This is a genomic window from Bacillus sp. AL-1R (genome assembly GCF_052180195.1).
In the GTDB taxonomy this organism is placed as follows: Bacteria; Bacillota; Bacilli; order Bacillales; family Bacillaceae_G; genus Gottfriedia.
On record NZ_CP197469.1, the window covers coordinates 1,285,958 to 1,309,200 of the forward strand.

A 23,243-nucleotide genomic window follows, 5' to 3' on the forward strand; every position below is an offset into this window, starting at 1 on the left:
CTTGAAAATTTCGATATTAGGTACGGGCTATGTCGGTTTAACAACAGGAGTCTGTTTAGCAGAGATTGGTCACTTGGTAACTTGTATTGATATAAATGAACTTAAAATAAAAAACTTATGTGCAGGTATTTCTCCAATATACGAACCAGGAATTGAGGAGTTAATAGCTAATAATATACAGTCAGGAAGATTATCCTTTACAACCTCATATGATAAGGGGTTAGAAGATGCGAAGGTAATTATTATTGCAGTAGGTACCCCTCAAAGGGAAGATGGCTCCGCAAACTTATCCTATCTTGAGGGTGCAGCGATTGATATCGCAAAAAATATTAAACAAGACGTAATTATTGCGATAAAAAGTACTGTTCCAGTTGGAACGAATGAACTAGTAAAGGAAATGATTCAACAAAATTGCAGTAAAGAAATTGTAGTGGACGTTGTCTCAAATCCAGAGTTCCTAAGACAAGGCTCCGCAATAAAGGATACGATGGAAGCAGATCGAATCATTATAGGTAGTAATAATCAAGAGTCCGCTAGAATTGTTGAAGAAATATATAAACCATTAAATGTACCAATCTTAATAACTAGTATTCGAAGTGCAGAAATGATCAAATATGCATCCAATGCATTTTTAGCAAGCAAAATAAGTTTTATAAATGAAATTGCAAATCTTTGTGAAGCACTCGGTGCAAATGTAGAAGATGTAGCGAAAGGAATGGGAAAAGATAAACGAATAGGTGAGGCATTTTTATATGCTGGAATAGGTTATGGTGGCTCTTGTTTCCCAAAGGATGTGAAAGCATTATTGCATACAGCCGAGTTAAATGGGGTTGAATTCGGTTTTCTAAAGGAAACCATTTATATTAATAATAATCAACGTGAATTGCTCGTAAAAAAAGCGATTGAACGATTCGGTAGTTTAATAGGGAAAAGAATCGCATGTCTAGGTTTATCATTTAAACCAGATACAGATGATATGAGAGAAGCACCTTCTATAACTATCATAAAATCTTTAACTGAGTTAGGAGCAGAAGTAATTGCATATGACCCTGTTGCAATTGAAAACGCAAAAAAAATACTAGGTAGCAATTTAACGTTCGCTAGTTCAATAAATGAATGTGTTACGGATACAGATGCAATTTTTATTATTACTGAGTGGCAAGAATTTAGAGAACTTGACTTACCGAACATATTCAAGAAGATGAAGAATCCAATTATTTTTGACGGAAGAAACTGTCTGAAGGAAGAAAAAGTAAGAGATTGTATGAAAATCGAATATTACCCTGTTGGTAAACCGTCCATAATTCAATAGCATAATAAAAACGACTTTCAAACTAATTTGAAGTCGTTTTTATTATGCTATTCATTTTGTTCATGTAATGGACGGTAGATTGTTTTGACAAATTTCTGTTTAAGATAAGGGAGAATTTTTTTTCTACGATTTACTAATCTGCCTACAATTGCCTTTTTGTCTTCTTTAGATAATAACCAATCATCAGGTATTACTTCTACTATTTCTTCTAAAAGCAGTACTGGGAATCTTTGAATAATCTGTAGTTGTTCATTAAATTCTTCTTCACTATTAATATATTGGGACATGAATTGATGAGTAGAACTTTTCATAATCTTTTGAGGTAAAGTTAGTAACTCTGTAGTTAACCAACTATAGGAACCAAATGCTTCAGCATGGTCAATGATCCAAAGTTTAAATTGACCTAAACTTTCTTCGCGAAGTAAAATGTTTTTTCGAGTACGATCTCCATTACAGAGCCAATAATCGAATAAAATAATCCCTGCAAGCTGATTGTTATTTATAATACTAGGAACGGAACCAACTTGGTGTCCATTTAACGTTTCGGGGACATATAAAGAAGCAAATTGAAACTTTGAAAGTTGAATATCTTCCATAACTAGTCCCGGTATTGTTTTTGAAAATTCTTCAGGGATGGAAACAATTTGAGCAAAAGGAACTGGTAAATCTAAAAATCTAGCAATACAATATGCAACCCATTCGTTAGGTAATGTTTTCTCAAAACCTGCCCTAAAATATTTCACAACATAATCTCTACCATCACTAAATGTCATTAAATGAGCATTTGATTTTCCTTCTAGTTTTTTAATATAGGAAACAGGTTCAATCATTTTGAATCACATCACTATTTTTGCTTTTATCAAATTTCAGAAGATATTCGCGATAAATATCAGCTACTTTATGAATAGCAAAGTTTTTTTCAACATGGTTGATTGCATTTTGTGAAAGCTTTTGATGAAAATTCTTATTATCAACAATTGTATATATTTTTTTTACAGCATCTTTAACGTCATGTCCTCGAAAAAGCATACCTGTTTCACCTTGAAGAACGATTTCTGAAATAGGCATAATATTAGAAGCAACAACAGGCACTCCACATGCCATAGACTCAATAAAGGTATTCCCAAATGATTCTACTTTTGTAGTTGCGATTGTACAACCACCAGATTGAAGTACTTTTGCGTATACATGGGGCATTTGTTGATATGGAATAACTGGAAACCATTTAATGATATCGGTTAGTCCTTCTTCTTTCCAAGTTAATGCAAAATCCTCACGCTGAACACTTTGAGCTCCTCCAATTAACCAAATTTCTATATCTGACCGTTCACTTTTTATCAGCTTTGCAATCTCGATTAACATTGGCCAGTTTTTTCGTTTATCCACTCTACCGATACAGCATACAATTTTTTTATTATTTGGTAGGATTGGATTATTTTCATAGGCGATTTCATCTTGTTCTATTGGATGGAAAAATGTTGTGTCAACACCATTGTAGATTACTTTAATGGGGATATTATCTGTTAAGATGGAAACTAATCTTTTTTGATAATTTGATGGAACAATTATAGAAACGGGTTCAATGGATCTGAATTTCTTTAAATGGGGTTGTAGTTTAAGAAGCTCGGGCGTACGTGCTTCTACAATAACTGGACCTTTATATTTAGCTTTTTGTAACCACTTATACGCTGAACCTGTATCTACTACAATGATTGCGTCATATGCATTCTTTTTAATGATATCAATAATTTCGTTTTCGTCCTTCGTTAAATAGACAGGTGCAATATCTTCCATTATGTGTAATCCACCATGATCAGTTGTGTATAAAAACTCAGTATCAATTCCAAACTTTTTAAAATAAATTGAACGATTCCTCCAGCCAGCATTTACTCCACCTACTGTTAAGAGACGCCAGATTATTAAGACTTTCAAATTTTCCCCTCCTTGGTTATAGGGTATACAAATAACGTTTAAACCGACTTGAAAACTAATTGTATACACGTTCTATGGCTTTTGACAGAATTGAAATTTTTTCAATAGTAGTCCTATTTTAGTTAATTCAAATTGAGGTAAATTGTAAGGGCAGTTAACTACAAACCAAAAATATTTATTAGGATAAAAGTATAAAAAACTTACTTCTAAATTTCCTTGCTCCTCATTTATGGATATGATAATGTATAAGAAAAAGAAGGATTAACTGCAATGTTTAAAATAATTGAAGGATAAACTTCAATATTGGAAGGATTAAAAATAATGGAGCGACCTAATTTTAAATTGTTAGTTAAGGAAAAATTTTCCCAATTATCACCAGGGCAAAAAAAAGTAGCCACTTATATGATTGAAAATCTTGAGGAGTGTGCCTTTAAAACTGCATATCAAATTGGAAAAAAAGTTGAAGTAAGTGAAACTACGGTCATTCGTCTTTCATATGCACTTGAATTTGAAGGCTTCAGTGATATGCAATTATCAATTCAAAATGAGTTTCTTCATTTAAATAAAACTGATTATTTAAAAGAAAAAGAAGAAATTAAAAATGCAGAAGGACATAATACTTATACAAAAATTATCGAAAATGAAGTAAATATTTTAAGAAATTTATTACAACCTTCGAATATGAATGAAATTTCAAAAGCAGTTGAAGCAATTACTTTTGCAGATCAAGTGTTAATAGTTGGCCATCGAGTATCCCATATAGCTGCATACTGGTTTTCAAATACGTTAAGCTCAATTAGAGGTAACGTATTGTATTGTTCTCCAGCAGGTGACTTTTATGAAAAGTTTTGCAATTTAACAGAAAAATCGGTTGTCGTTGCATTTTCTTTTCCAAGGTATGCAAAGGAAACACTCACAATTGCAGAATGCACGAAAGAAAATGGTGTAAGTTTAATTTCAGTTACTGATCGATTATTATCACCAATTGGACGAATTGCAGATATTGTTCTAACGACGGAAGAAAATGTAGAAAGTGGCTCTAACTCAATCGCATCCGTTATTAGTCTATTAAATTTAGTGATTGCCGGGTTATATGAAAAAGACCAAAAGAGAATTCAAATGTATCAACAAAAATTGGAAAAAATTTATTCTACCTATGAAGTGTTTATAGAATAGTAGAAACAGTTAGGAGAAAATCTTATGAATCCACAATCTTATCTAGATTTTAATAAAGAAACTATTTTACAAACTTACAAGGATTTACATAAGTTAGCTGAGCCTAGTTGGCAAGAAGAGAAGACAGCAAAGTATTTAAAAGAACGATTAAAAGATGCAGAAGTTGAAATCAAAACGTTTAAAAATCATTATGGATTTATTGCTGAAATTAAGGGAGAAAATGAAACAGTTATTGCGCTTAGAGCTGATATGGATGCATTAGTTCAAGAAGTTGATGGTGTTGTAAAGCCAAATCACTCATGTGGTCATGATGCTCATAGTACGATGGTTTTATATGCAGCGCTGGCTATTTCTGCAAGTGGTATAAAGCCAAAACATACTCTTCGATTTATCTTCCAGCCAGCCGAAGAAAAGGGCGAAGGAGCCCTTCAAATGATGGAAGATGGTGCATTAGATAATGTCATTTCATTGTTTGGCGTACACTTAAGACCAGAAAGAGAAGTACCTTTTCAAAAGGCATCTCCAGTGATCATACATGGTTCTGCTGAAACGATTAAAGGTACAATTCGAGGGGTTCAGGCTCACGCATCTAGACCACAAGACGGTATTAATGCGATTGAAGTAGCTGCCGAAATCGTAAATAAATTGAAGCAAATAAATTTAAATACAGATATCCCATATTCAATTAAAATGACCCAAATTCAAACTGAAAATGAAGCATCAAATACGATCCCAGAAACACTAAAGTTTTCACTTGATGTTAGAGCGCAATCAAATGATATTATGAATGAATTAAATACCCGTACAATTGAAGTGTTTGAGGAAACGATGATTGAAACAAAAGCTAAGATTTTGTGGTCTATGGAAGAGTTTGTTCCAGCGGCCGTACAAAACGAACAGGCAATAAAAATGACCGAAAGAGCCATTGCTGAAATGATCGGATCTGAAAACGTAGTGCCCAAATGCATTTCAAATGGAGGTGAAGACTTCCATTTCTATACAAATAAATATCCTCAAATTGCTGCTACAATGGTCGGTTTAGGATGTGGATTAACTCCGGGGTTACATCACCCTCATATGAGTTTTAATTTAGAAGCACTTCATTATGGAGCGAAAATTTTAACTCAAACAGTTTTATTAGCATCAGAACAAGAAAAATGAAGGGGTGAATGACGTGCTAAACAAAATGAATCAAACAGAATTGAAAACTGAAATTAAGATTCGTGCTCTACACTCAATCGAAGAAATGGGGCAAGTACGAGAACTGGAATCTAAAATTTGGGGTTATGAAGATTCAATTCCTACGCATCAAACAATTACAGCTGCAAAAAATGGTGGCTTAGTTTTAGGTGCATACTTTGAAGATAAACTAATCGGATTTCAATATAGTTTTCCTGGTTATGATGGGCAAAATGTTTATCTTTGTTCACATATGCTAGGAATAGATCAAGAGTTTCGTAATAAGGGGATTGGAAAATTGCTTAAAATTGCCCAGCGAGAAGAAGCTCTTAAACTCGGTTATAAACGTATTACTTGGACTTATGATCCTTTAGAAACAGCAAATGGTTATTTAAATATTTCTAAGTTAGGTGGAGTTTGTAATACGTATATTGAAAACTGCTATGGAGAAATGGAAGACTTATTAAATAGTGGAATTCCATCTGACCGTTTTCTAGTCGAATGGTATATTGCAAAAGGGGAAGAAGAAAAGGAGCAATTGAGACCTTTTGAATTAGATGAAGCAGTTAATAACTCACTTATAACATGGGAAGAAAATAATGACAAAATACCAATGCCGATTCAAAACGATACAGATGTGTTAAACGATCTAGCCTTCGTTGCGGTACCAAAGGATTTCCGAACAATTAGAGAAACGAATAGTAAAATTGCAAGTCAGTGGCGAATGCTGACTAGAGAGTGCTTTAAAAAATTATTTCAAAGCGGATGGAAAGTTACGGGATTTTATAAGAATTCTGAATCAGAAATACCAGTTCATTTTTACGTATTGAAAAAATAAAAAGGAAAATAAAAGGAGAGTTTGGAAATGAAAATTAAACAAATAATATTACGCCATATGAAGCTAGATTTATTGCATCCATTTACAACAAGCTTTGGTACTGAATATGACCGTGAATTTATCCTTTTAGAAGCAATAAGCGAAGACGGTATATCAGGCTGGGCTGAATCTGTTGCTATGCTTGATCCACTATATAATGAAGAAACATTAAAAACAAACTGGCATATTCTAGAAGATTATTTAATACCAATCATTTTAAATAATGATATTAACCATCCAGACGAAATTTCCGAAAAGTATTTCTCGCATATTCGAGGGAACTATATGGCTAAAGCTGCCATAGAAGGCGCAATTTGGGATCTTTATGCTAAACATGAAAATATCTCATTATCAACTGCTTTAGGTGGAACTAAAGAGGCTATTGAAGTAGGAGTAAGCATTGGGATTCAAGATTCAATCGATTCAACAATTAACATCATCGAAAACCGACTTGCAGAAGGCTATAAGAGATTTAAATTAAAAATTAAACCAGGCTGGGATATTGAACTGATCGATAAAGTACGAAAAGTTTATCCAACAATTCCTTTAATGGCGGATGCTAACTCAGCATACACATTATCTGATATGGATCAATTAATTGCTTTAGATGATTATAATTTAATGATGATCGAACAACCACTTGCATACAACGATATCATCGATCATGCAGACCTACAAGAAAGAATGAAAACGCCAATCTGCTTAGACGAGAGTATTCACTCACTTGAAGATGCTAGAAAAGCAATAAAACTAGGAAGCTGTAAAATTATTAATATTAAAATTGGTCGAGTTGGCGGACTAACTCAATCAAGAAAAATACATGATCTTTGCCAGGAAAATGGAATTCCATTATGGTGTGGTGGCATGCTAGAATCTGGAATCGGAAGAGCCCATAATATTGCAATTACATCATTACCTAACTTCATTCTACCTGGAGACACAGCAGCATCCGCCTTATACTGGGCAGAAGATATAATCGAACCAGAAGTAACCGTAGAAAATGGAATGATCACCGTACCAACTAAACCAGGCATCGGGTACGACCCACACATGCAAAACATCGAAAAATATACACTCAGTACGAAAGTTTACAAAAAAAATTAAATACAGCGGCAAGAAAGGACACAAATCTAAGTTTATGGTTTGTGTTTTTTTGTGATGATTCATGAGAAAGAATGGTACGACAAAATGCTAATATAGTTCCTCATACCGCCAAGTCTTATTTGCAGTAATGATATTTTTAGAACCGAAAAAAATTTATAAAAAAAACCAAACCAAGTCCAGTACATGGTTTGGGTCCATTCTTCTTAAACTTATTCCTTATCCTTACTCTTAATCCTTTCCATTATTTTCTTGACTTGTACTTCATATTTCTCAATATCTTTGATTTCACCTTTCCCATAGCGAACTGAGTTATATGCGTCGATTAGTTCGTCTTCATTTTGTATTTGTATTCGCTCCAACCATTCTTTTAATGTTTCGTTTTTGTGTCGACCCAGTTTGTTTTTAGATGCATATTTTTGTAGTTGGAAGATTAGCTTTCTGATTTGCTCTGATGGGGCGGAGTGTTTGAAAAAGGCTCTTTTTTTTCTATGATGTTCTGGTATTGCATTATATTCGATGCTGATTTCCTGCTGGACAGTATGTTTTTCGTTACGTATATAAGTAAGTTTTCTGATGACTAGCCAAATTACGATTAAAACGATTATCAGTATTAATAGCCAAACCCAAGTCGGAATGGATTCTAGTATGTAATGGTGATTTCGTGTATTTTGTGGGATTTTATCTTCAGCGCTTGAATTTTGACCTAGCTTAATTTTTTTCTCTTTAATATTAATGTGATCTACATAGTTAAAGAGAGGAGTTCCTAAAAAACCAACCGCTCTAAATAAACCGTCTAATAATTTAAAAATGCCCCACTTTAAAATAGGTAATATGAACGATATGATTCCGGTAATCAGCACAGCTATACTGATTGATCCTATAATTCCTCGATAGTTTTTAATGGTTTGTGTAGTGGTAGCTTGCTGAAAGTATCTACCTAAACTAAATAGAATTGTGAATATGATTAGAATCCATAATATCAAGTTCATATGAGAATAATGTGAAGTCCAGCCAAAAAAGAGGACTACCAAACTCGACAAATAAAAAATGATTTGTAATTTATTTCGTTCTTCCATCCATAGCGAAGTGTCTTCAAGAAAAGCCTCAAGTCGAAAAAAGATAAAGCTAGCACATAAAATAGATGTAACTGAATTTAACCCAAGAGTATAACCAAGTCCTCCAGAAATAATGGCTGCTAGAAATAGAATAACCCGTGATACTTGTGACTTTCGTAATGAGTAAAGTAAAAATAGATTTCCAAGGATAAAAATACAAATGATTGCCAAAGTAGGTGGCAGTTGATTTTTGGATTCATATATAAATAAAACGATTAAATAGAGTAATAGATATTCTAATGAAAAAAAGTATATAGAAAGTAGACGTAAAATCATTTCATGATCCTTTCGACTTAATGTTGTCCATATGGAACAAGTGTTGGATTTTCTAAATCATCTTGTAGATAATAGATGCTTTGGCCTCGTCTTCTCATTTGAGCAAAATACCGATCTCCATGTTTACCGAACGGACCACATAAAATAACAACAGGAGATTTTCGTTGTTGCTTTTCTACGTAATATAGTAATCTATCGACCGGCTGGGTCATTCTTGCGCCATTTATTCGAGCAAGTATATCAAATGTTTTACCTAGTTGAGATTTACCTCCACCGATCGGTAAATGATAAACTGGAACGCCACTTTCCATGTTTAAATTTAGAAATATTTCATAGTTAATATTTTTTATTGTAGCGTATTGAACTAGATAGGCAATATTACTTGCAATTGATTCAATGTTTTCAATTATACTTAATCTAAAGTGATCATGATGAGTATCTCGTAAATTTATAATAAATGTAATAGAATAATCAGCGGTTCTTTCATAAATTTTCGTTTGAAGTACTTGGGTCTTAGCACTAGCTTTCCAGTGGATTTGATGAAATGAGTCCGAATAGACATAGTCTCTTGTTCCAATCGGAGCCAGGAAATCTTCAAACAGACTAGTATTTGTTACAAAACTACCATATGAGTTAGTTGAAATGATTTGCTCAATTTGAGGTACAGGAATTAAAGTAGGATAAATAATAATTTCTTTATGTAAAAATGGTTTATAGGTCAAATATAGGTAGCCTAAACTGAAAAAGTTTGAAATTTTTAATTCTACTTGTTTAATTCTAGTAACACCTCGTTTAGTAGCTGAAAGTGGAAATGAAATCTGAATCGATTCGTTACCTTTTAGTTGAATTGGGATAATTAGTTCTAAATTTGAATCGCTACTAACAGTCTTACAATTTATACTATCTACGATTGGTTCTAATTTAATTCGAACTGTTGCGTTAATAATTGGTAACCAATGATTCTGGATGATCTTTATCGGAAAATTAAACTGTTCTCCGACGGAAACTCGAATGGGCTCCTTGTCGTTTTCGATGATCAGGTGATCAGCAACATGCTTTAAATAGTATCGACTCATTAAACTAATGATGATTAAAAATCCTCCTAAAAACATTAATAAATAGGAAGATTGATAGAAATTAATAAGTAGAAATATGCCTCCAAAAATAATTAGGATATCAAGTGAATTTTTACCATGTAACTCTTTATTCCAATACATTTATTGACCAGCTCCAGCTTCTAATGGAACTTCAACTTGATTTAAAACTGATTCAATAACTTGTATTGCATTTTTCTTTAAAGATGCCTCAAGGGTCAAGACTAATCTGTGTGAAAGAAGATAAATCGCAACATCTTTTACATCTTGTGGGGTGACAAATGATCTATTGTTTATATATGCTTTACCTTGTGAAGCTCTCATTAGTGCCAATGTGCCACGTGGACTAATGCCAAGTTGTATATCTTCATGATTTCTCGTAGAATGAATAATATTTAAAATATAATCCTCTACTTCTTCGGAAATTGTAACTGTTTTCACCTGTTCTTTCATTTCATTAATTTCTTCTAAAGTTAGTACATTTTTTAAATTAGAAAATGGAGTATTTGAACGATAAGACTTCATAATGCTTTTTTCTTCTTCAAATGTAGGGTATTCCAAACTAATTTGCATAAAAAATCGATCCATCTGTGCTTCAGGTAGTGGAAACGTACCTTGTTGTGATTCAATAGGATTTTGGGTTGCTATAACGATAAACGGATTTGGTAGAGGAATTGTTTCTCCATCGATTGTTACTTGGCGCTCTTCCATTACTTCTAATAAACTAGCTTGGCTTCTCGGTGTAGCACGATTGATCTCATCTGCTAATAAAATATTCGTCATAACAGGGCCAATACGAAGTTGAAAGTCTTGCTCTTTTGGATGAAAAAATTGTATACCAGTTACATCACTAGGTAATAAATCCGGGGTAAATTGAATTCTTTTGAATGAACCGTTAATCGTTTTGGCAAAGCTTTTAGCTAATTGTGTCTTTCCAGTACCAGGCACACTTTCTAGTAAAATATGCCCATTATTAATAAGAGCGATGAAAATCATTTCAATGACATCTTCTTTACCTATTATCACTTGACTAATCTCTTTCTTTAATTTTAATAGCTTTTCTGATCTATTCATTGCTTTCTCCTTATCTTTCAACGTTTTAAATTGTTCATCATGCTATTATTTTAATCGTTCAACATTAATAAAGTCCAATAATTCTCAATTTTTAAAATCTATTAAAGTGAATGAATAATATTAGTTGATATGTTTAAATAAAAACTGTAAAATATAATGTTTGTTTGTTAAAAAATGGAAGTAACTTAAAAGAAAGAAAATAGGAATCTCTAATGGTAGACTAAAGTTTTTTAAAGGTTATAATGAGTATTAAATGTTGAGAAGGTAAAAATATGATTTATATAAGGGTTCCGGATTGTTTTGATCTCTTCTTATACCATGCATTCCATTGAACCTCGCTTTAACAGGAGAGAAAAAGATGAAAAAAATAATGATCGTATTAGTAACCTGCTGTTTTGCTTTACTTAGCGGGTGTACAAAAAATAATCAAGAAGAACACAAAGTAAACGAAAATAAACAAAATACAAAGCAGGTTAAAGAGCAAGAAGAACCTATCAAAAAAATAAATCAGGAAGTAACGAAGGTGACTGTAGGTGCTGTGGGTGACTTATTAATACATAATGAAGTTTATGAAGATGCTATGCTACCAAATGGTGAATATAACTTTAATAAGATGTTTGATGAAGTTAGAAAAACGATGGAAACACCAGATATTTTAGTAGCGAATCAAGAAACGATGATAGGTGGAAAGCACCTTGGATTATCAACGTATCCTTCATTTAATAGTCCGTATGAAATTGGAGATGCACTAAAAAGTGCTGGGGTTGATTTTGTAACACTGGCCAATAATCATTCGCTTGATCGAGGTGAAAAGATTATCCGAAGTGCACTTTCCCATTGGGACGCTATTCATATGCCGTATACAGGTGCTTTTAAATCACAAGCAGATCGTGACCAAATTAGGGTATTAAATAAAAATAATATTCGATTTTCATTTCTTGCATACACATTTGGTACAAATGGGATTCCCGTTCCTAAAGGAAAAGGTTATTTAGTAAATTTGATCGACCTTGGCAAAATACGTAGTGATGTTGAAAGGGCAAAGAAAATATCAGATATAGTAGTGGTTGCCATGCATTGGGGGATTGAATATGAAAGAATGCCGAACAATAGCCAAAAGAATCTCGCAAAACAATTGGCTGATATGGGAGTGCAAATTATTATTGGAAATCATCCGCATGTGCTGCAACCGCCAGCATGGATTACTGGAAAAACGGGGAATAAATCAATCGTTTTTTACTCATTAGGAAATTACCTATCAGCTCAAGATGAAATCTATGAGTTAATTGGTGGCATGGGTACGATTGATGTAGTTAAAACTCAAACTGATCAAAATGTGAGAATTGAATTAGTAAATCCAAGCTTTTTTCCTACTTATAATTACTATCGTGATAATCGTAATTTTAAAATTATGTCTTTAGAAAATATAAATGATGTTCATCTAAAAAATGGCAAAATGAGATACAATGAAATAATGAATCATATGCGAACAAATATTAAGGATTTAAAAAGTATTTCTGAGGTGCAATAGGATTTAATAGGTTGGCTAAATACTGAACATTGAAAGCTTGTTTTTTACAAGCTTTCAGGCTGTCGACAAAGTCGACAGCTATTTTTTATGCGAAGACTAGTATCAAGATATAGTGCCTTTTCTTTAAATCTCCAACTAAATGTGCTAATAAAAAGTATAAAAAACCCCTTTTTCAACAAATTTAATTTTGAAAAAGGGGTTTGTCTACACTCTGAAAGCTTGTTTTTTTACAAGCTTTTTTGCTGTTTATAAATTAAATAGTAGTAAATCTCACAAACTATTTCTAACTGTATTAATGTTTATTTTCACTACATATGGAAAAAAAGTAATATTCTAGTGGGAAGTTAACTATTCTTCTTTTGTTTGTGTAAGAAAAAATGATTATAAAAATTTTTTTTATAAAAAACTTATTTTTTTTGCAGGGTTTATAAATTTGTCTTCGTCTAAAGTTATGGAAGAGGAAAAGAGGTGATGCAATGGAGTCGGATGAACAAATAGTAAGGAATATAGTAAAGGGGAATCATCAACTATTTAAGGAATTAATAGTAAGATACCAATCAAAGGTATTTGCAGTAGCACTGAAAGTTTCAAATAATCAAAAGGATGCTGAAGATATTTCGCAAGAAGTCTTTCTCCAATTGTATCGTTCTCTCGAAAACTTTAACGGAGATTCTAGTTTGGCCACATGGATTTATCGAATTACAATGAATAAAGCAATTGATTTTAAAAGAAAACAAGTAAAACAGCAGGAAAATGAAACTAGTGAATTACTTTCTACTTTACCAGAAGAGAATATATTATCACCAGAGGAATCTTTAATGAAAACGATTGATAAAGAACTTATTCATTCATATTTAATTGAATTGCCACAGGCATATAGCGATGTATTGAAATTATATTATTTTGAAGAACTTACTTATGGGGAAATAGCTTTGAAGTTAAATGTGGCCGTTAAAACTGTAGAATCACGTTTATATCGAGCTAAACGATTAATTAAAGACAAGCATAAAGGAGGGATCATTTGAAACATTTAACTTCTGACCAACTATTATCGTATCAACAAAAGATGCTTTCAAATAAGGAATCTCTTTTGCTTGAACAGCACTTAAATGAATGTAGCTCATGTCAGGCGGAACTTGAACTTTTAAATGAATTAGACATGGAATGGATGAGTCCACCTGAGATCAATTTTTCAGATGAGCTAGTGAACGAAATAATGAAACAAACTGAATCTATACAGATTACGGAAAAAACGTACGAAAAGAAATCCAAAACTAATTCAAAAAAGGTGCGCTTCATTCATTTAGTATTGGCTGCTGCAGCAACATTTTTATTCTTCCAATTTCAATTAACTGAGCGAATTACGAATTCGAATCGACACGTTGTACAAACGATTGATCAGACGTCTTCTTTAATTGAAAAAAGTGAAGAAATTAAACTATCAATTCCAATTCCAAAAATTTTGAAAGGAAATAAAAAATAATGGAGGTACAAACTTTGAAAAAACGTAAAAAATTAGTTTATTTATTATCAATCTTACCTGGTCTTGGCCATTTTTATTTAGGATTAATGAGTCGAGGATTGCAATTTATGCTGTTATTTTTCGGTACAGTATTTTTAACACATTTAATTTCAAGCTTTGGATTTTTTATACCAGTAATCGTATTTTATAGCTACTTTGATGCTCTTCAATATCATAGTAAATATCGTGAGGACATTGAATTGGTAGATGTACCAATCGTAAATCATCAATTTAAATTTAATAAGTTTTTAATTGGTTGGGTTTTAATTGGTTTTGGTTGTTTATCTTTATTAGAGAACGCTTCTGATTATATTTCTAGATATTACAATATCTTTATTGACTATAATTTAGTACAAAATTTACTAATCAGTATTGTATTTGTCGGTCTTGGCATTAAATTATTAACAGGAAAGTCGAAGAAAGAAGTATGAGAAATTGGAAAGTTGGCACGATAACAGCGGGCATCATATTAATTGCAATTGGGTTATTATGGTTTTTACAAAATTTTATTTCAATCCCTTATTCAAAGATTCTAATGAATGCATGGCCGGTTGCTTGTATTTTATTAGGAATTGAAATATTACTATTCCATTTAGTAAGAAAAGAAGATTCACTTCGTTTTCATGGATTTAGTATTTTTTTACTTATCGTAATGATGGTTGTTTCATTACTATTTAGTATTGGTCATTTGTTTGCCAAAGAAATAGGATATACATTCAAAACAAAAAATATTGAAATAAATGAATCAAAAAAGATAACTTCACAAATTAATGAAGTGATGATTAAAGCTAATAATAGTGAAATCAGTGTAAATGGAATAGATTCTAATGAAGTAAACGTAAATGGTAATATAAGAGTTCCAGATCGTGATAAAAAAGATAGTGATAATTTATCAGATTATTATTCAGTAAAAACATTAGGTGATAAAATGATTATCGAGATACGTAATGATGACAATCAGATTTTTCACTTTGGTAATGACAGTTCACAGCTAACTATTGATTTGCCTAAAAGCATTATTGCGAATATAAATATAAATAATGGATCAGTAAATTTATCAAATAAAGACAATAAAACAGTCATAAATTCAAATGACGGTCAAATCAATATTGAAAATGTATCAGGAAACTTAGTTGCAAAAACTAGAGATGGTTCAATCAGCTTAACGAATGCAAATCTGAAAAGTGATAGTGAAATTGCAACGAAAGATGGTGAAATTATCATCAAAAATATTGCTGGTTATTTAAATTCCACTACAAGAGATGGTAGCATTTCGATTGAACATGCAAATATAGAAGGAACAAGTGAAATAATAACTTATGATGGAGAAATTAACCTAAGTGATTATAAAGGAAAAGTTATCGCAAAAACAAAAAATGGTTCAATTAATGTTGATAATGCATTGTTAAATGGTAATAGTAAAATTAGTTCTGATGATGGTGAAATTCAAATCGACCTACTAAAGGATAACAATCTAACGATCAATGCAAAAACACATGATGGTAGTTTTAATGGTAATATTGGATGGGAACTAAAAAATAAAGATGAAAATCATACAAATAAGGCGAAAGTTGGAAATGGTGATCATCAACTTAATTTAAAAACGAAGAATGGATCAATATATGTAAATAAAGATTAGAAGATTAAGAGCCCCAAGTATTGTATGGGGCTTTTTTTCTTTAGAGCAATTATGAATTTAACCCTAAAAAAAACCTTTAAATACATTTTGTATTAAAGGTTATTTCCAGCTATGGTAAGTGTACAGATTTAATATGCCCTAGTCTTAAATAAACATTTTGTCCACTCGCAACAGAAAGTTCTATTTGATTATTATCTACTTTATTTAAAAGCCCAATCTTCATTGGATCTGTTCCACCATCAAAAATAACAAGCTTTCCAATTTCTTTTCTAAGCTGAATTTCAAAAGACCTGTGTAAAGGCGTAGTAGGTGGATGTACTGCTAGTGTCTCATTTGTTAAATTATATGGCACCACTTTATGGTTATACGGTGTGATCCATTTTAAATGTGATAAAGAAATATACATTGTATGAAATACAGGTGAGTAAAATACTAGATAATCATTTAATACGTTCATAATATAACCATGAAAAGTTATATTACCAGTTACATAGATTTCTGAAAAAATTCCTTTAGCATTTAGTAATATTTTACGATAAGAAATGGATTCCATTTCTTGCGTAATGGATGGTTCAATAGGGTTATCTATTTTTTCTTTTATATCATTATTTTGATAAACCATATGGATATGCATCCAAGGAATATAATAATATTTTATGCCGTTAAAAAGCACTAAAATATCTTGTCCTAAATCAGTAAGAATGCCTTCGAATATGACATCCCCAGATAATCTTACTGAGACTTGTTCTCCAAGCAATGTCGATACATCACTCACGTTGATCTCCTCCTAAAGGGTATTAAATTATTAAGCAAAAAATAATTGTATCCAATAAAATAATAATATTAATGAAATAATAGTTGTTAATGGGATCACAATTATAGTGACGCTTAAATAATCCTTCCATTTTACTTTAATTTTATTTTCTCTTAAAATGTGCATCCAAATTAATGATGCTAATGTTCCGATTGGTAACAATAGCGATCCTATGTCACTACCAACTATATTAGCAAGATAGATTGCCTTTAGTGTCACAGGGTCTAGTCCCATTTCAGTTAGGCTGATTGTACCAATCATAAGGGCTGGGTGATTGTTAAAAAGATTTGATAAAACACTTACTAATCCACCCATTGCCAAAGTGGCATTGAAAAGTCCTTGATTAACGATTGGTTCAATTTCTTTTACAATAAAATCAGTTAGACCAGCATTGTGAAGTCCATAAATTATTACATACATTGAGAATGCAAATAAAAGAATTTGCCATGGAGTCTTTTTTAAGATATCAACAGGATTTGTTCTTAAATGGTACCATCTCCATATAAGTAAAACGAGAGAACCAAGTACTGCAACAATCTCAATAGGAACTGAAATAAAAGATGCAACAAACAGTAAACATCTCATAACAAATACGAAAGTTAATATTTTTAGCATAAACTTTGTTCTTTTTCTTTTTGTTTCAACAGAGATTTTACTTTTTAAAGGATGAAAGTTTTTAATAAAAAAGGATTCTTCAATATCATTTGTTGAAGCAGGTAAGACTTCTGGGAATTTACTTTTTAGCACGAAATACATCATGATTGACATAAATAATAATCCTAACATTGTAGGTACAAACATCATTAAAGGTTGCATATATAGTGGCATATGGACAATTTTTAAACCGATTAAATTAACGATATTACTTACGCCTATTGGAGCACTCGAAGCAGTTGCAATTAATGCACCTGATAATAGGTAGGGTATTTGTTGATGTGGTTTCAAACGTAGATTTTTTAAAAGTATCATTAGAATTGGTGTTGTAATAAGGATACTACCATCATTATTAAAAAGTAATGTCATTAAAAAACAAAGTAATTGAATGTACCAATATAATCGATAACTTGAACCTTTCGACAATATAACTAGACGTGCAGCTGACCAATGAAAGAACCCGAAGCTTTCTAAAATAACAGCCATAACAATTGTTGCGATAATTGTAATTGAAGCACCGCCGATTTTCGTTATGATGTCATATAAATCGTGTCGACTAACAACTCCAGTTAGTAGAATGATTATTGCTCCAATCGAAGCAGGCCATGCTTCATGAATTCCTTTTGGTCTCCAGAATATGACAGCCATTGTCATTATGAAAACAAATGCAGTCATTGCAATTTCAAAATTCATTTTCATTCACCTTTCTCTAATCGGTAGCATTTTTTTGTGTCCTACTTGTCCGATTAATATACTAATATTCAATTTTAGTAATCATGTACTTAGTCAGTTAACCATTTTTTTTAGTTTGTATATTTGTCCACATAGTTGAAATGTCCCGAAATGACATATTCCTATAGGTACAAATGCCCCGGAAATATGAATTTTTCCAAAAAAAAAGATCAGCATAGTAGCTGATCTAAATTATTTTAAAATACTATTAAGAAAATCTCTTCCCATTTATATAATAACAATCTTCTTGATATGTAATAAAAGCAATTTCAAATTCAGGGATCTTCAATGTGTTAATATGTTTTTCGATTGTCGCAGCGAAACGATCTCTAGTTTCAACTCCACGTTCAAACCACTTTACTTCAATAAATGGAAAGCTTTCTACAATTTCACCATTAAATATTGAAGTTGAATGGATACAATCAATCGTAAAATTATCAGTTCCACATTCACAAACAACTGCGAGTTCTTCGATTAACGGCGTACTAATTTTGCAAATATCATTAGTCGAAATTCCTTTAATTAATAATTGAGGCATAAATATCCCACCTTTTTTCCACAATTATAACTTAAATTACTTTGGAAATTAAATGAATAGATTAATCTTATGGATTTTAACAATTTTAATACTTCCAATAATAATAAAAAGAACAAATTCATTTTACTATTTAATTTTCAATCAGTAGAGCGAACAAAGGAAATGAGGGGGTGACAATTTATAATTTGAAAGCGGGATATATTTCTACTATTAGAAGATCGAAGCTAAATTGCACAGTTCTTAGTGAAGAAAATAGCTTAATGAAATCGTATGTAGATTATTTCTGTAGAGGAGAAAAAAACAATAATTGGTATTGATAATCATTTTCATTTGTGTTATTCTATGATTAATAAAAGAAATTTAAGAAATAAGCCAATGTTTTTCTTAGTTCTTCGTTTGTATACACATTTAATAATAATTGTGAAATGCGACCCTAGAACCCCAAAACCCTATAGAAGAGAAAAACATGCTAGGACAGTAGTTTTTCTCTTCACCAAATTAATAACCCTGTTTTTAACGCAGATCATTCTGCGTTATTTTTTGTGTGAAAATACTGATTATTTTGTGAAATCCCATTAAAATTATTATACTAATTTACTAATATATAAGTATTAAAATGAGAACAGAAAGTTAATCAAAATCTAATATTTGTCTAAAATGTGAACGTTGTGAATAAGTGAGCAATCGTGTTGAACCTATGATACATAAAGGTTTTCTAGAAAAGAGGATAATTTAAAATATGTCTAAAATGTGAACACTTATTTTTTCCTTTCAAAAAGGAAAATAATTGTTTGTTTTTTTAATTAAAGTATCTTACTATAACTGTGGACATTGTTTGTCATTTTAGTGACAATTTATAAAAATACTTATCTAAGAAATAATTCAAAAAAACTATTTTGAACTTTTACTTACGTTATAGGAAGGAAGAGCGAAATGAAAAAATTTCTAATGGGCATGATGATCATGCTGGTTGCATTAGTAATGGGTGCTTGTGACAAGATTACAGTACTTGATCCGAAGGGTCCTGTTGCTAAAACTCAAGCGGATACGATCATCTTCTCGATGTTGATGATGTTAGGAGTTTTACTAGTAGTTTACATTCTTTATATTGTTATTCTATATAAATATCGTGCTAGTAAACTTCCTAAAGATTACGAACCGCCTCATGAAGAGGGAAGTAAAACACTTGAAATTATTTGGACTGTTATCCCAATTATTATTGTTGCAGTTTTATCAGTAGTAACAGTTAAAACAACAAACGCAGTTGAAAGTGTACCAAAAGGTCATGAAAATGATAAACCACTTGTTATTTATGCAAGTTCTTCAAACTGGAAATGGCATTTCTCATATCCTGAACAAGGAATTGAAACTGTTAACTATGTAAATATTCCAACGAATCGAAATGTAGAATTCAGACTTTATTCATTCGGTCCGATTACAAGTTTTTGGATTCCACAATTAGGTGGTCAAAAATATGCAATGAGTGATATGATAACGAAATTAAATTTTGTAGCATCAAACTCAGGTTCTTTTGTTGGTAAGAACAGTAACTTCAATGGTAAAGGCTTTGCCGGAATGGAATTTGAAGTACTAGCAATGAATGATAATGAATTTAACGGCTGGGTGAAAGACGTTAAAGAAACAGCTCCTGCTTTAACAGAAAAAGAGTTTAATAAATTGCTAAAAATTGAGCATTTAGGTAGAAAAACATATACTTCAACTCATTTAGAATTTAGACCAGCTCCAGAAGGAACAAAAGCAGGACATCAACATGGTTCTATGAAGGATTCATCTGATCACCATGATATGGATAATATGGAGGGGATGAAATAATGGGTTATAAATGGGATCACTTTTTTGTAACAGGTGAACCAATGATTTATGGCGCAATGGTGAGTATCGTTGTTGTATCTCTTGCTATTGTTATTGGTTTAACCAAATTTAAAAAATGGGGTTATTTATGGACTGAATGGTTAACTACTGTTGACCATAAACGTATCGGTGTAATGTATATTCTATGTGCATTATTAATGCTATTCCGTGGTGGAGTAGATGCGTTATTAATGAGAGCACAGTTAGCAGGACCAGATTTAAAAATATTAGATGCACAACATTATAATGAAATTTTTACAACTCACGGCTTAATTATGATTCTGTTCATGGCGATGCCTTTCATTATTGGATTAATGAACATTGTTATTCCTTTACAAATCGGAGCTCGTGACGTAGCGTTCCCATATTTAAATGCAGTAAGTTTCTGGTTATTCTTTGCAGGTGCAATGCTTTTAAACTTAAGCTTTGTTATCGGTGGATCACCTGATGCTGGTTGGACAGCTTACTTCCCACTAGCTAGTAAGGAATTCAGCCCAGGAGTTGGGAATAACTATTACGCAATCTCGCTTCAAATTGCTGGTCTAGGTACTTTAATGACTGGTATTAACTTTATCGTTACAATTTTAAAAATGCGTGCTCCTGGCTTGAAATTAATGAAAATGCCAATGTTTACTTGGAGTATTTTAATTACAAACGTTATTATCGTATTCGCATTCCCAGTATTAACTGTAGCTTTAGCATTAATGATGTTTGATCGTGAGTTTGGTACTCAATTCTTTACGATGGCACATGGTAATGATATGCTTTGGGCGAACTTATTCTGGATTTGGGGACATCCTGAAGTTTATATCGTTATTCTTCCGGCATTCGGTATATATAGTGAAATTATATCTACTTTCTCAAGAAAGAATTTATATGGCTATAAGAGCATGGTTGTCAGTATGATTGCCATCTCTGCTTTAAGTTTCATTGTATGGGTTCACCATTTCTATACAATGGGTCAAGGATCTGTCGTAAATGGATTCTTTAGTATTACAACAATGGCTATTAGTATACCAACTGGTGTTAAAATATTTAACTGGTTGTTTACATTAAGAAAAGGTAAGATCGAATTTACCGTTCCTATGTTGTACTCACTAGCATTTATTCCAATCTTTACAATTGGTGGGGTTACAGGGGTAATGTTAGCTATGGCAAGTGCTGACTATCAATATCATAATACGATGTTCTTAGTTGCTCACTTCCATTATGTATTAATTCCAGGTACTGTTTTTGCGGTAATCGCAGGATTCTATTATTGGTTCCCTAAAGTATTTGGTTTCAAATTAAATGAAAAAATTGGTAAGATTACGTTCTGGACAATTATTGTTAGCTTTAACGTAACATTCTTCCCATTATTCTTATTAGGATTAAAAGGTATGACTCGTCGTACTTATACTTATAGTGCAGAGTCAGGTTTTGGACCATTAAATATGATTGCTACAATTGGAGCTGTAGGATTAGCAATCGGATTCGTTTTACTTGTTTACAATATTTATCACAGTGTACGTTACGCACCAAGAGAAGTTAATGGTGATCCATGGAATGCAAGAACATTAGAGTGGGCTACAAGCAGTCCAATCGCTCCTTATAATTTCGCAGTTATTCCAAAAGTTGACTCTCTAGATCCATTCTGGAAAGCTAAAAAAGAAGGTAAATCATTACTTGAAGGCGAGATTACAGATATTCATATGCCAAGTAATAGCGGTATACCATTCATTTTAGGTGCAGCATTTATGGCATTTGGTTTCTTCTTAATATTTGAATGGTGGGTTCCAATGATTGTATTTGCGGTTCCTATCGCATTATGTTTAATCGCACGTTCTTTCCAACGTGATCATGGCTACCATATCCATAAAGAAGAAGTTATTGAAACAGAGAAAAAATTACGAGGTGATCATTATGAGCAGCAGGCCTCTGTATAGTCTAGGTGAAGAAAGTTCTAATAAGATTTTAGGCTTCTGGATATTTTTAGGAGCTGAGATTGCCTTATTCGGAACATTGTTCGCAGTTTACTTCACTTTAGCGAATAACACTGGTTCAGCACCTACTCAAAAAGAATTATTTGAGATGAAAGGTGTAATGATAGAAACATTTGCCCTATTAACAAGTAGTTTTACGATTGGTTTAGTCGTTAACGCGATAAAATTAAATCACAAAAAAGCTTTTATGAGTTTCCTAGTTTTAACACTAGCTTTAGGAGCAATCTTCTTAGGAGTAGAGATTACAGAATTCTTTACTTATGTTCATGAAGGCGCAACGATCCAAAGTAGTGGAGCATTATCAGCATTATTCGTTTTATTAGGTACTCACGGTGCCCACGTATCATTCGGTATGTTATGGGGTATTGCAATCTTAATTCAAGTTTCTCGTGAGGGAATTACAGAAACTACAGCAAACAAAACATTTATTTATTCACTATACTGGCACTTCTTAGACGTAGTATGGATCTTTATCTTTAGTTTTGTTTACGTGAAAGGACTGATTGGATGAGCGCATTATTCCCTAAGCATCAAGTGGTTGGCTTCATCCAATCACTTGTTCTAACAATCATAGCTTTAAGTGTTTATTATTTAAATTTACCATTTAATGTATCATTAATTATTTTAATTGTAACTGCATTATTACAAGGCGGTCTTCAGTTAATTGTTTTCATGCATATGAAAGAAGATGAAAATAAAGGAGTATTATATATCAATTTAGGCTATGCAGTATTTATTGCAGTAACAATTGTCTTCGGTACTCTTTGGACATTAATTTGGGGTATGTAAAAGTTAGAAGCTCTTCGAAATACGAAGAGCT

General features: G+C 32.0%; 22 protein-coding genes. 14 read left to right on the plus strand and 8 right to left on the minus strand.

What is annotated here, in order from left to right:
* The first annotated feature begins 1 nt into the window (after position 1).
* Entirely contained in the window at positions 2–1,312 is a 1,311-nt protein-coding gene (locus tag ACSBO6_RS05895; RefSeq protein WP_098846849.1) for a UDP-glucose dehydrogenase family protein, read from the plus strand.
* Positions 1,313–1,359: 47 nt separating this feature from the next.
* Here ACSBO6_RS05895 and ACSBO6_RS05900 read toward each other — a convergent pair whose 3' ends face one another.
* Together ACSBO6_RS05900 and ACSBO6_RS05905 are read right to left on the minus strand one after the other, a co-directional pair.
* A complete protein-coding gene (locus ACSBO6_RS05900) occupies positions 1,360–2,142 on the minus strand; it encodes a HipA family kinase (RefSeq protein WP_098846848.1) in 783 nt (260 codons plus the stop codon).
* Entirely contained in the window at positions 2,135–3,244 is a 1,110-nt protein-coding gene (locus ACSBO6_RS05905) for a glycosyltransferase family 4 protein (RefSeq protein ID WP_098846847.1), read from the minus strand. Before ACSBO6_RS05905 ends, ACSBO6_RS05900 begins: the two co-directional genes overlap by 8 nt.
* A 321-nt stretch (positions 3,245–3,565) precedes the next feature.
* On the opposite strand from ACSBO6_RS05905, the gene ACSBO6_RS05910 reads away from it, so the two are divergent.
* Genes ACSBO6_RS05910 through menC form a run of 4 tightly spaced genes read left to right on the plus strand, consistent with a single transcriptional unit; the run spans position 3,566 to position 7,580 of the window.
* Complete coding sequence (locus tag ACSBO6_RS05910; protein WP_098846846.1) at positions 3,566–4,420, plus strand: MurR/RpiR family transcriptional regulator; 855 nt, start codon at positions 3,566–3,568, stop codon at positions 4,418–4,420.
* A 24-nt stretch (positions 4,421–4,444) separates the two neighbouring features.
* Entirely contained in the window at positions 4,445–5,581 is a 1,137-nt protein-coding gene (locus tag ACSBO6_RS05915; protein WP_098846845.1) for an amidohydrolase, read from the plus strand.
* 13 nt (positions 5,582–5,594) lie between these two features.
* Positions 5,595–6,437, plus strand: coding sequence for a GNAT family N-acetyltransferase (locus tag ACSBO6_RS05920; protein ID WP_286138353.1), 843 nt, complete (start codon positions 5,595–5,597; stop codon positions 6,435–6,437).
* A 27-nt stretch (positions 6,438–6,464) separates the two neighbouring features.
* Entirely contained in the window at positions 6,465–7,580 is a 1,116-nt protein-coding gene (gene menC, locus ACSBO6_RS05925; protein WP_498844355.1) for an o-succinylbenzoate synthase, read from the plus strand.
* Between the two features lie 209 nt (positions 7,581–7,789).
* Here menC and ACSBO6_RS05930 read toward each other — a convergent pair whose 3' ends face one another.
* The 3 genes from ACSBO6_RS05930 to ACSBO6_RS05940 are packed head-to-tail and all read right to left on the minus strand — an operon-like array spanning position 7,790 to position 11,139.
* Positions 7,790–8,971: a hypothetical protein gene (locus ACSBO6_RS05930; RefSeq protein WP_498844356.1), complete on the minus strand. Its 1,182-nt coding sequence runs from the start codon at positions 8,969–8,971 to the stop codon at positions 7,790–7,792.
* A gap of 17 nt (positions 8,972–8,988) precedes the next feature.
* Entirely contained in the window at positions 8,989–10,188 is a 1,200-nt protein-coding gene (locus ACSBO6_RS05935) for a DUF58 domain-containing protein (protein ID WP_498844357.1), read from the minus strand.
* Positions 10,189–11,139 (minus strand): AAA family ATPase, encoded by a 951-nt coding sequence (locus tag ACSBO6_RS05940; protein ID WP_498844358.1) that lies wholly within the window; start codon positions 11,137–11,139, stop codon positions 10,189–10,191. It lies immediately after the preceding gene.
* Positions 11,140–11,497: 358 nt separating this feature from the next.
* Between ACSBO6_RS05940 and ACSBO6_RS05945 the strand changes: the two genes are divergently transcribed.
* From ACSBO6_RS05945 to ACSBO6_RS05965, 5 genes are all read left to right on the plus strand, one after another.
* Positions 11,498–12,670 (plus strand): CapA family protein, encoded by a 1,173-nt coding sequence (locus tag ACSBO6_RS05945; protein ID WP_498844359.1) that lies wholly within the window; start codon positions 11,498–11,500, stop codon positions 12,668–12,670.
* A 476-nt stretch (positions 12,671–13,146) separates the two neighbouring features.
* Positions 13,147–13,695, plus strand: a complete 549-nt coding sequence (locus ACSBO6_RS05950; RefSeq protein ID WP_098846839.1) for an RNA polymerase sigma factor — start codon at positions 13,147–13,149, stop codon at positions 13,693–13,695.
* A complete protein-coding gene (locus ACSBO6_RS05955; protein WP_098846838.1) occupies positions 13,692–14,153 on the plus strand; it encodes an anti-sigma factor in 462 nt (153 codons plus the stop codon). The genes ACSBO6_RS05950 and ACSBO6_RS05955 overlap by 4 nt, the downstream gene beginning before the upstream one ends.
* A gap of 14 nt (positions 14,154–14,167) precedes the next feature.
* Positions 14,168–14,623, plus strand: coding sequence for a hypothetical protein (locus ACSBO6_RS05960; protein ID WP_142339235.1), 456 nt, complete (start codon positions 14,168–14,170; stop codon positions 14,621–14,623).
* Positions 14,620–15,831 carry a DUF4097 family beta strand repeat-containing protein gene (locus tag ACSBO6_RS05965; RefSeq protein WP_498844360.1) on the plus strand — a complete coding sequence of 404 codons (1,212 nt, stop codon included), beginning with the start codon at positions 14,620–14,622 and terminating at the stop codon, positions 15,829–15,831. Before ACSBO6_RS05960 ends, ACSBO6_RS05965 begins: the two co-directional genes overlap by 4 nt.
* 109 nt (positions 15,832–15,940) lie before the next feature.
* On the opposite strand, the gene ACSBO6_RS05970 is transcribed toward ACSBO6_RS05965, so the two are convergent.
* From ACSBO6_RS05970 to ACSBO6_RS05980, 3 genes are all read right to left on the minus strand, one after another.
* A complete protein-coding gene (locus ACSBO6_RS05970; RefSeq protein ID WP_098846835.1) occupies positions 15,941–16,606 on the minus strand; it encodes a YwrJ family protein in 666 nt (221 codons plus the stop codon).
* Positions 16,607–16,636: 30 nt separating this feature from the next.
* Entirely contained in the window at positions 16,637–17,992 is a 1,356-nt protein-coding gene (locus ACSBO6_RS05975; RefSeq protein WP_098846834.1) for an arsenic transporter, read from the minus strand.
* Between the two features lie 247 nt (positions 17,993–18,239).
* A complete protein-coding gene (locus ACSBO6_RS05980; RefSeq protein WP_098846833.1) occupies positions 18,240–18,569 on the minus strand; it encodes a DUF1904 family protein in 330 nt (109 codons plus the stop codon).
* Positions 18,570–19,502: 933 nt separating this feature from the next.
* Between ACSBO6_RS05980 and qoxA the strand changes: the two genes are divergently transcribed.
* The 4 genes from qoxA to qoxD are packed head-to-tail and all read left to right on the plus strand — an operon-like array spanning position 19,503 to position 23,212.
* Positions 19,503–20,402 (plus strand): cytochrome aa3 quinol oxidase subunit II, encoded by a 900-nt coding sequence (gene qoxA / locus ACSBO6_RS05985; protein WP_098846832.1) that lies wholly within the window; start codon positions 19,503–19,505, stop codon positions 20,400–20,402.
* The gene (gene qoxB, locus ACSBO6_RS05990) at positions 20,402–22,366 is read left to right on the plus strand and encodes a cytochrome aa3 quinol oxidase subunit I (protein ID WP_098846831.1); all 1,965 of its coding nucleotides are present in this window, start codon (positions 20,402–20,404) and stop codon (positions 22,364–22,366) included. The genes qoxA and qoxB overlap by 1 nt, the downstream gene beginning before the upstream one ends.
* The gene (locus tag ACSBO6_RS05995) at positions 22,335–22,934 is read left to right on the plus strand and encodes a cytochrome c oxidase subunit 3 (protein WP_483295200.1); all 600 of its coding nucleotides are present in this window, start codon (positions 22,335–22,337) and stop codon (positions 22,932–22,934) included. The genes qoxB and ACSBO6_RS05995 overlap by 32 nt, the downstream gene beginning before the upstream one ends.
* The gene (qoxD, locus tag ACSBO6_RS06000) at positions 22,931–23,212 is read left to right on the plus strand and encodes a cytochrome aa3 quinol oxidase subunit IV (protein ID WP_098846829.1); all 282 of its coding nucleotides are present in this window, start codon (positions 22,931–22,933) and stop codon (positions 23,210–23,212) included. The genes ACSBO6_RS05995 and qoxD overlap by 4 nt, the downstream gene beginning before the upstream one ends.
* Positions 23,213–23,243 lie beyond the last annotated feature (31 nt).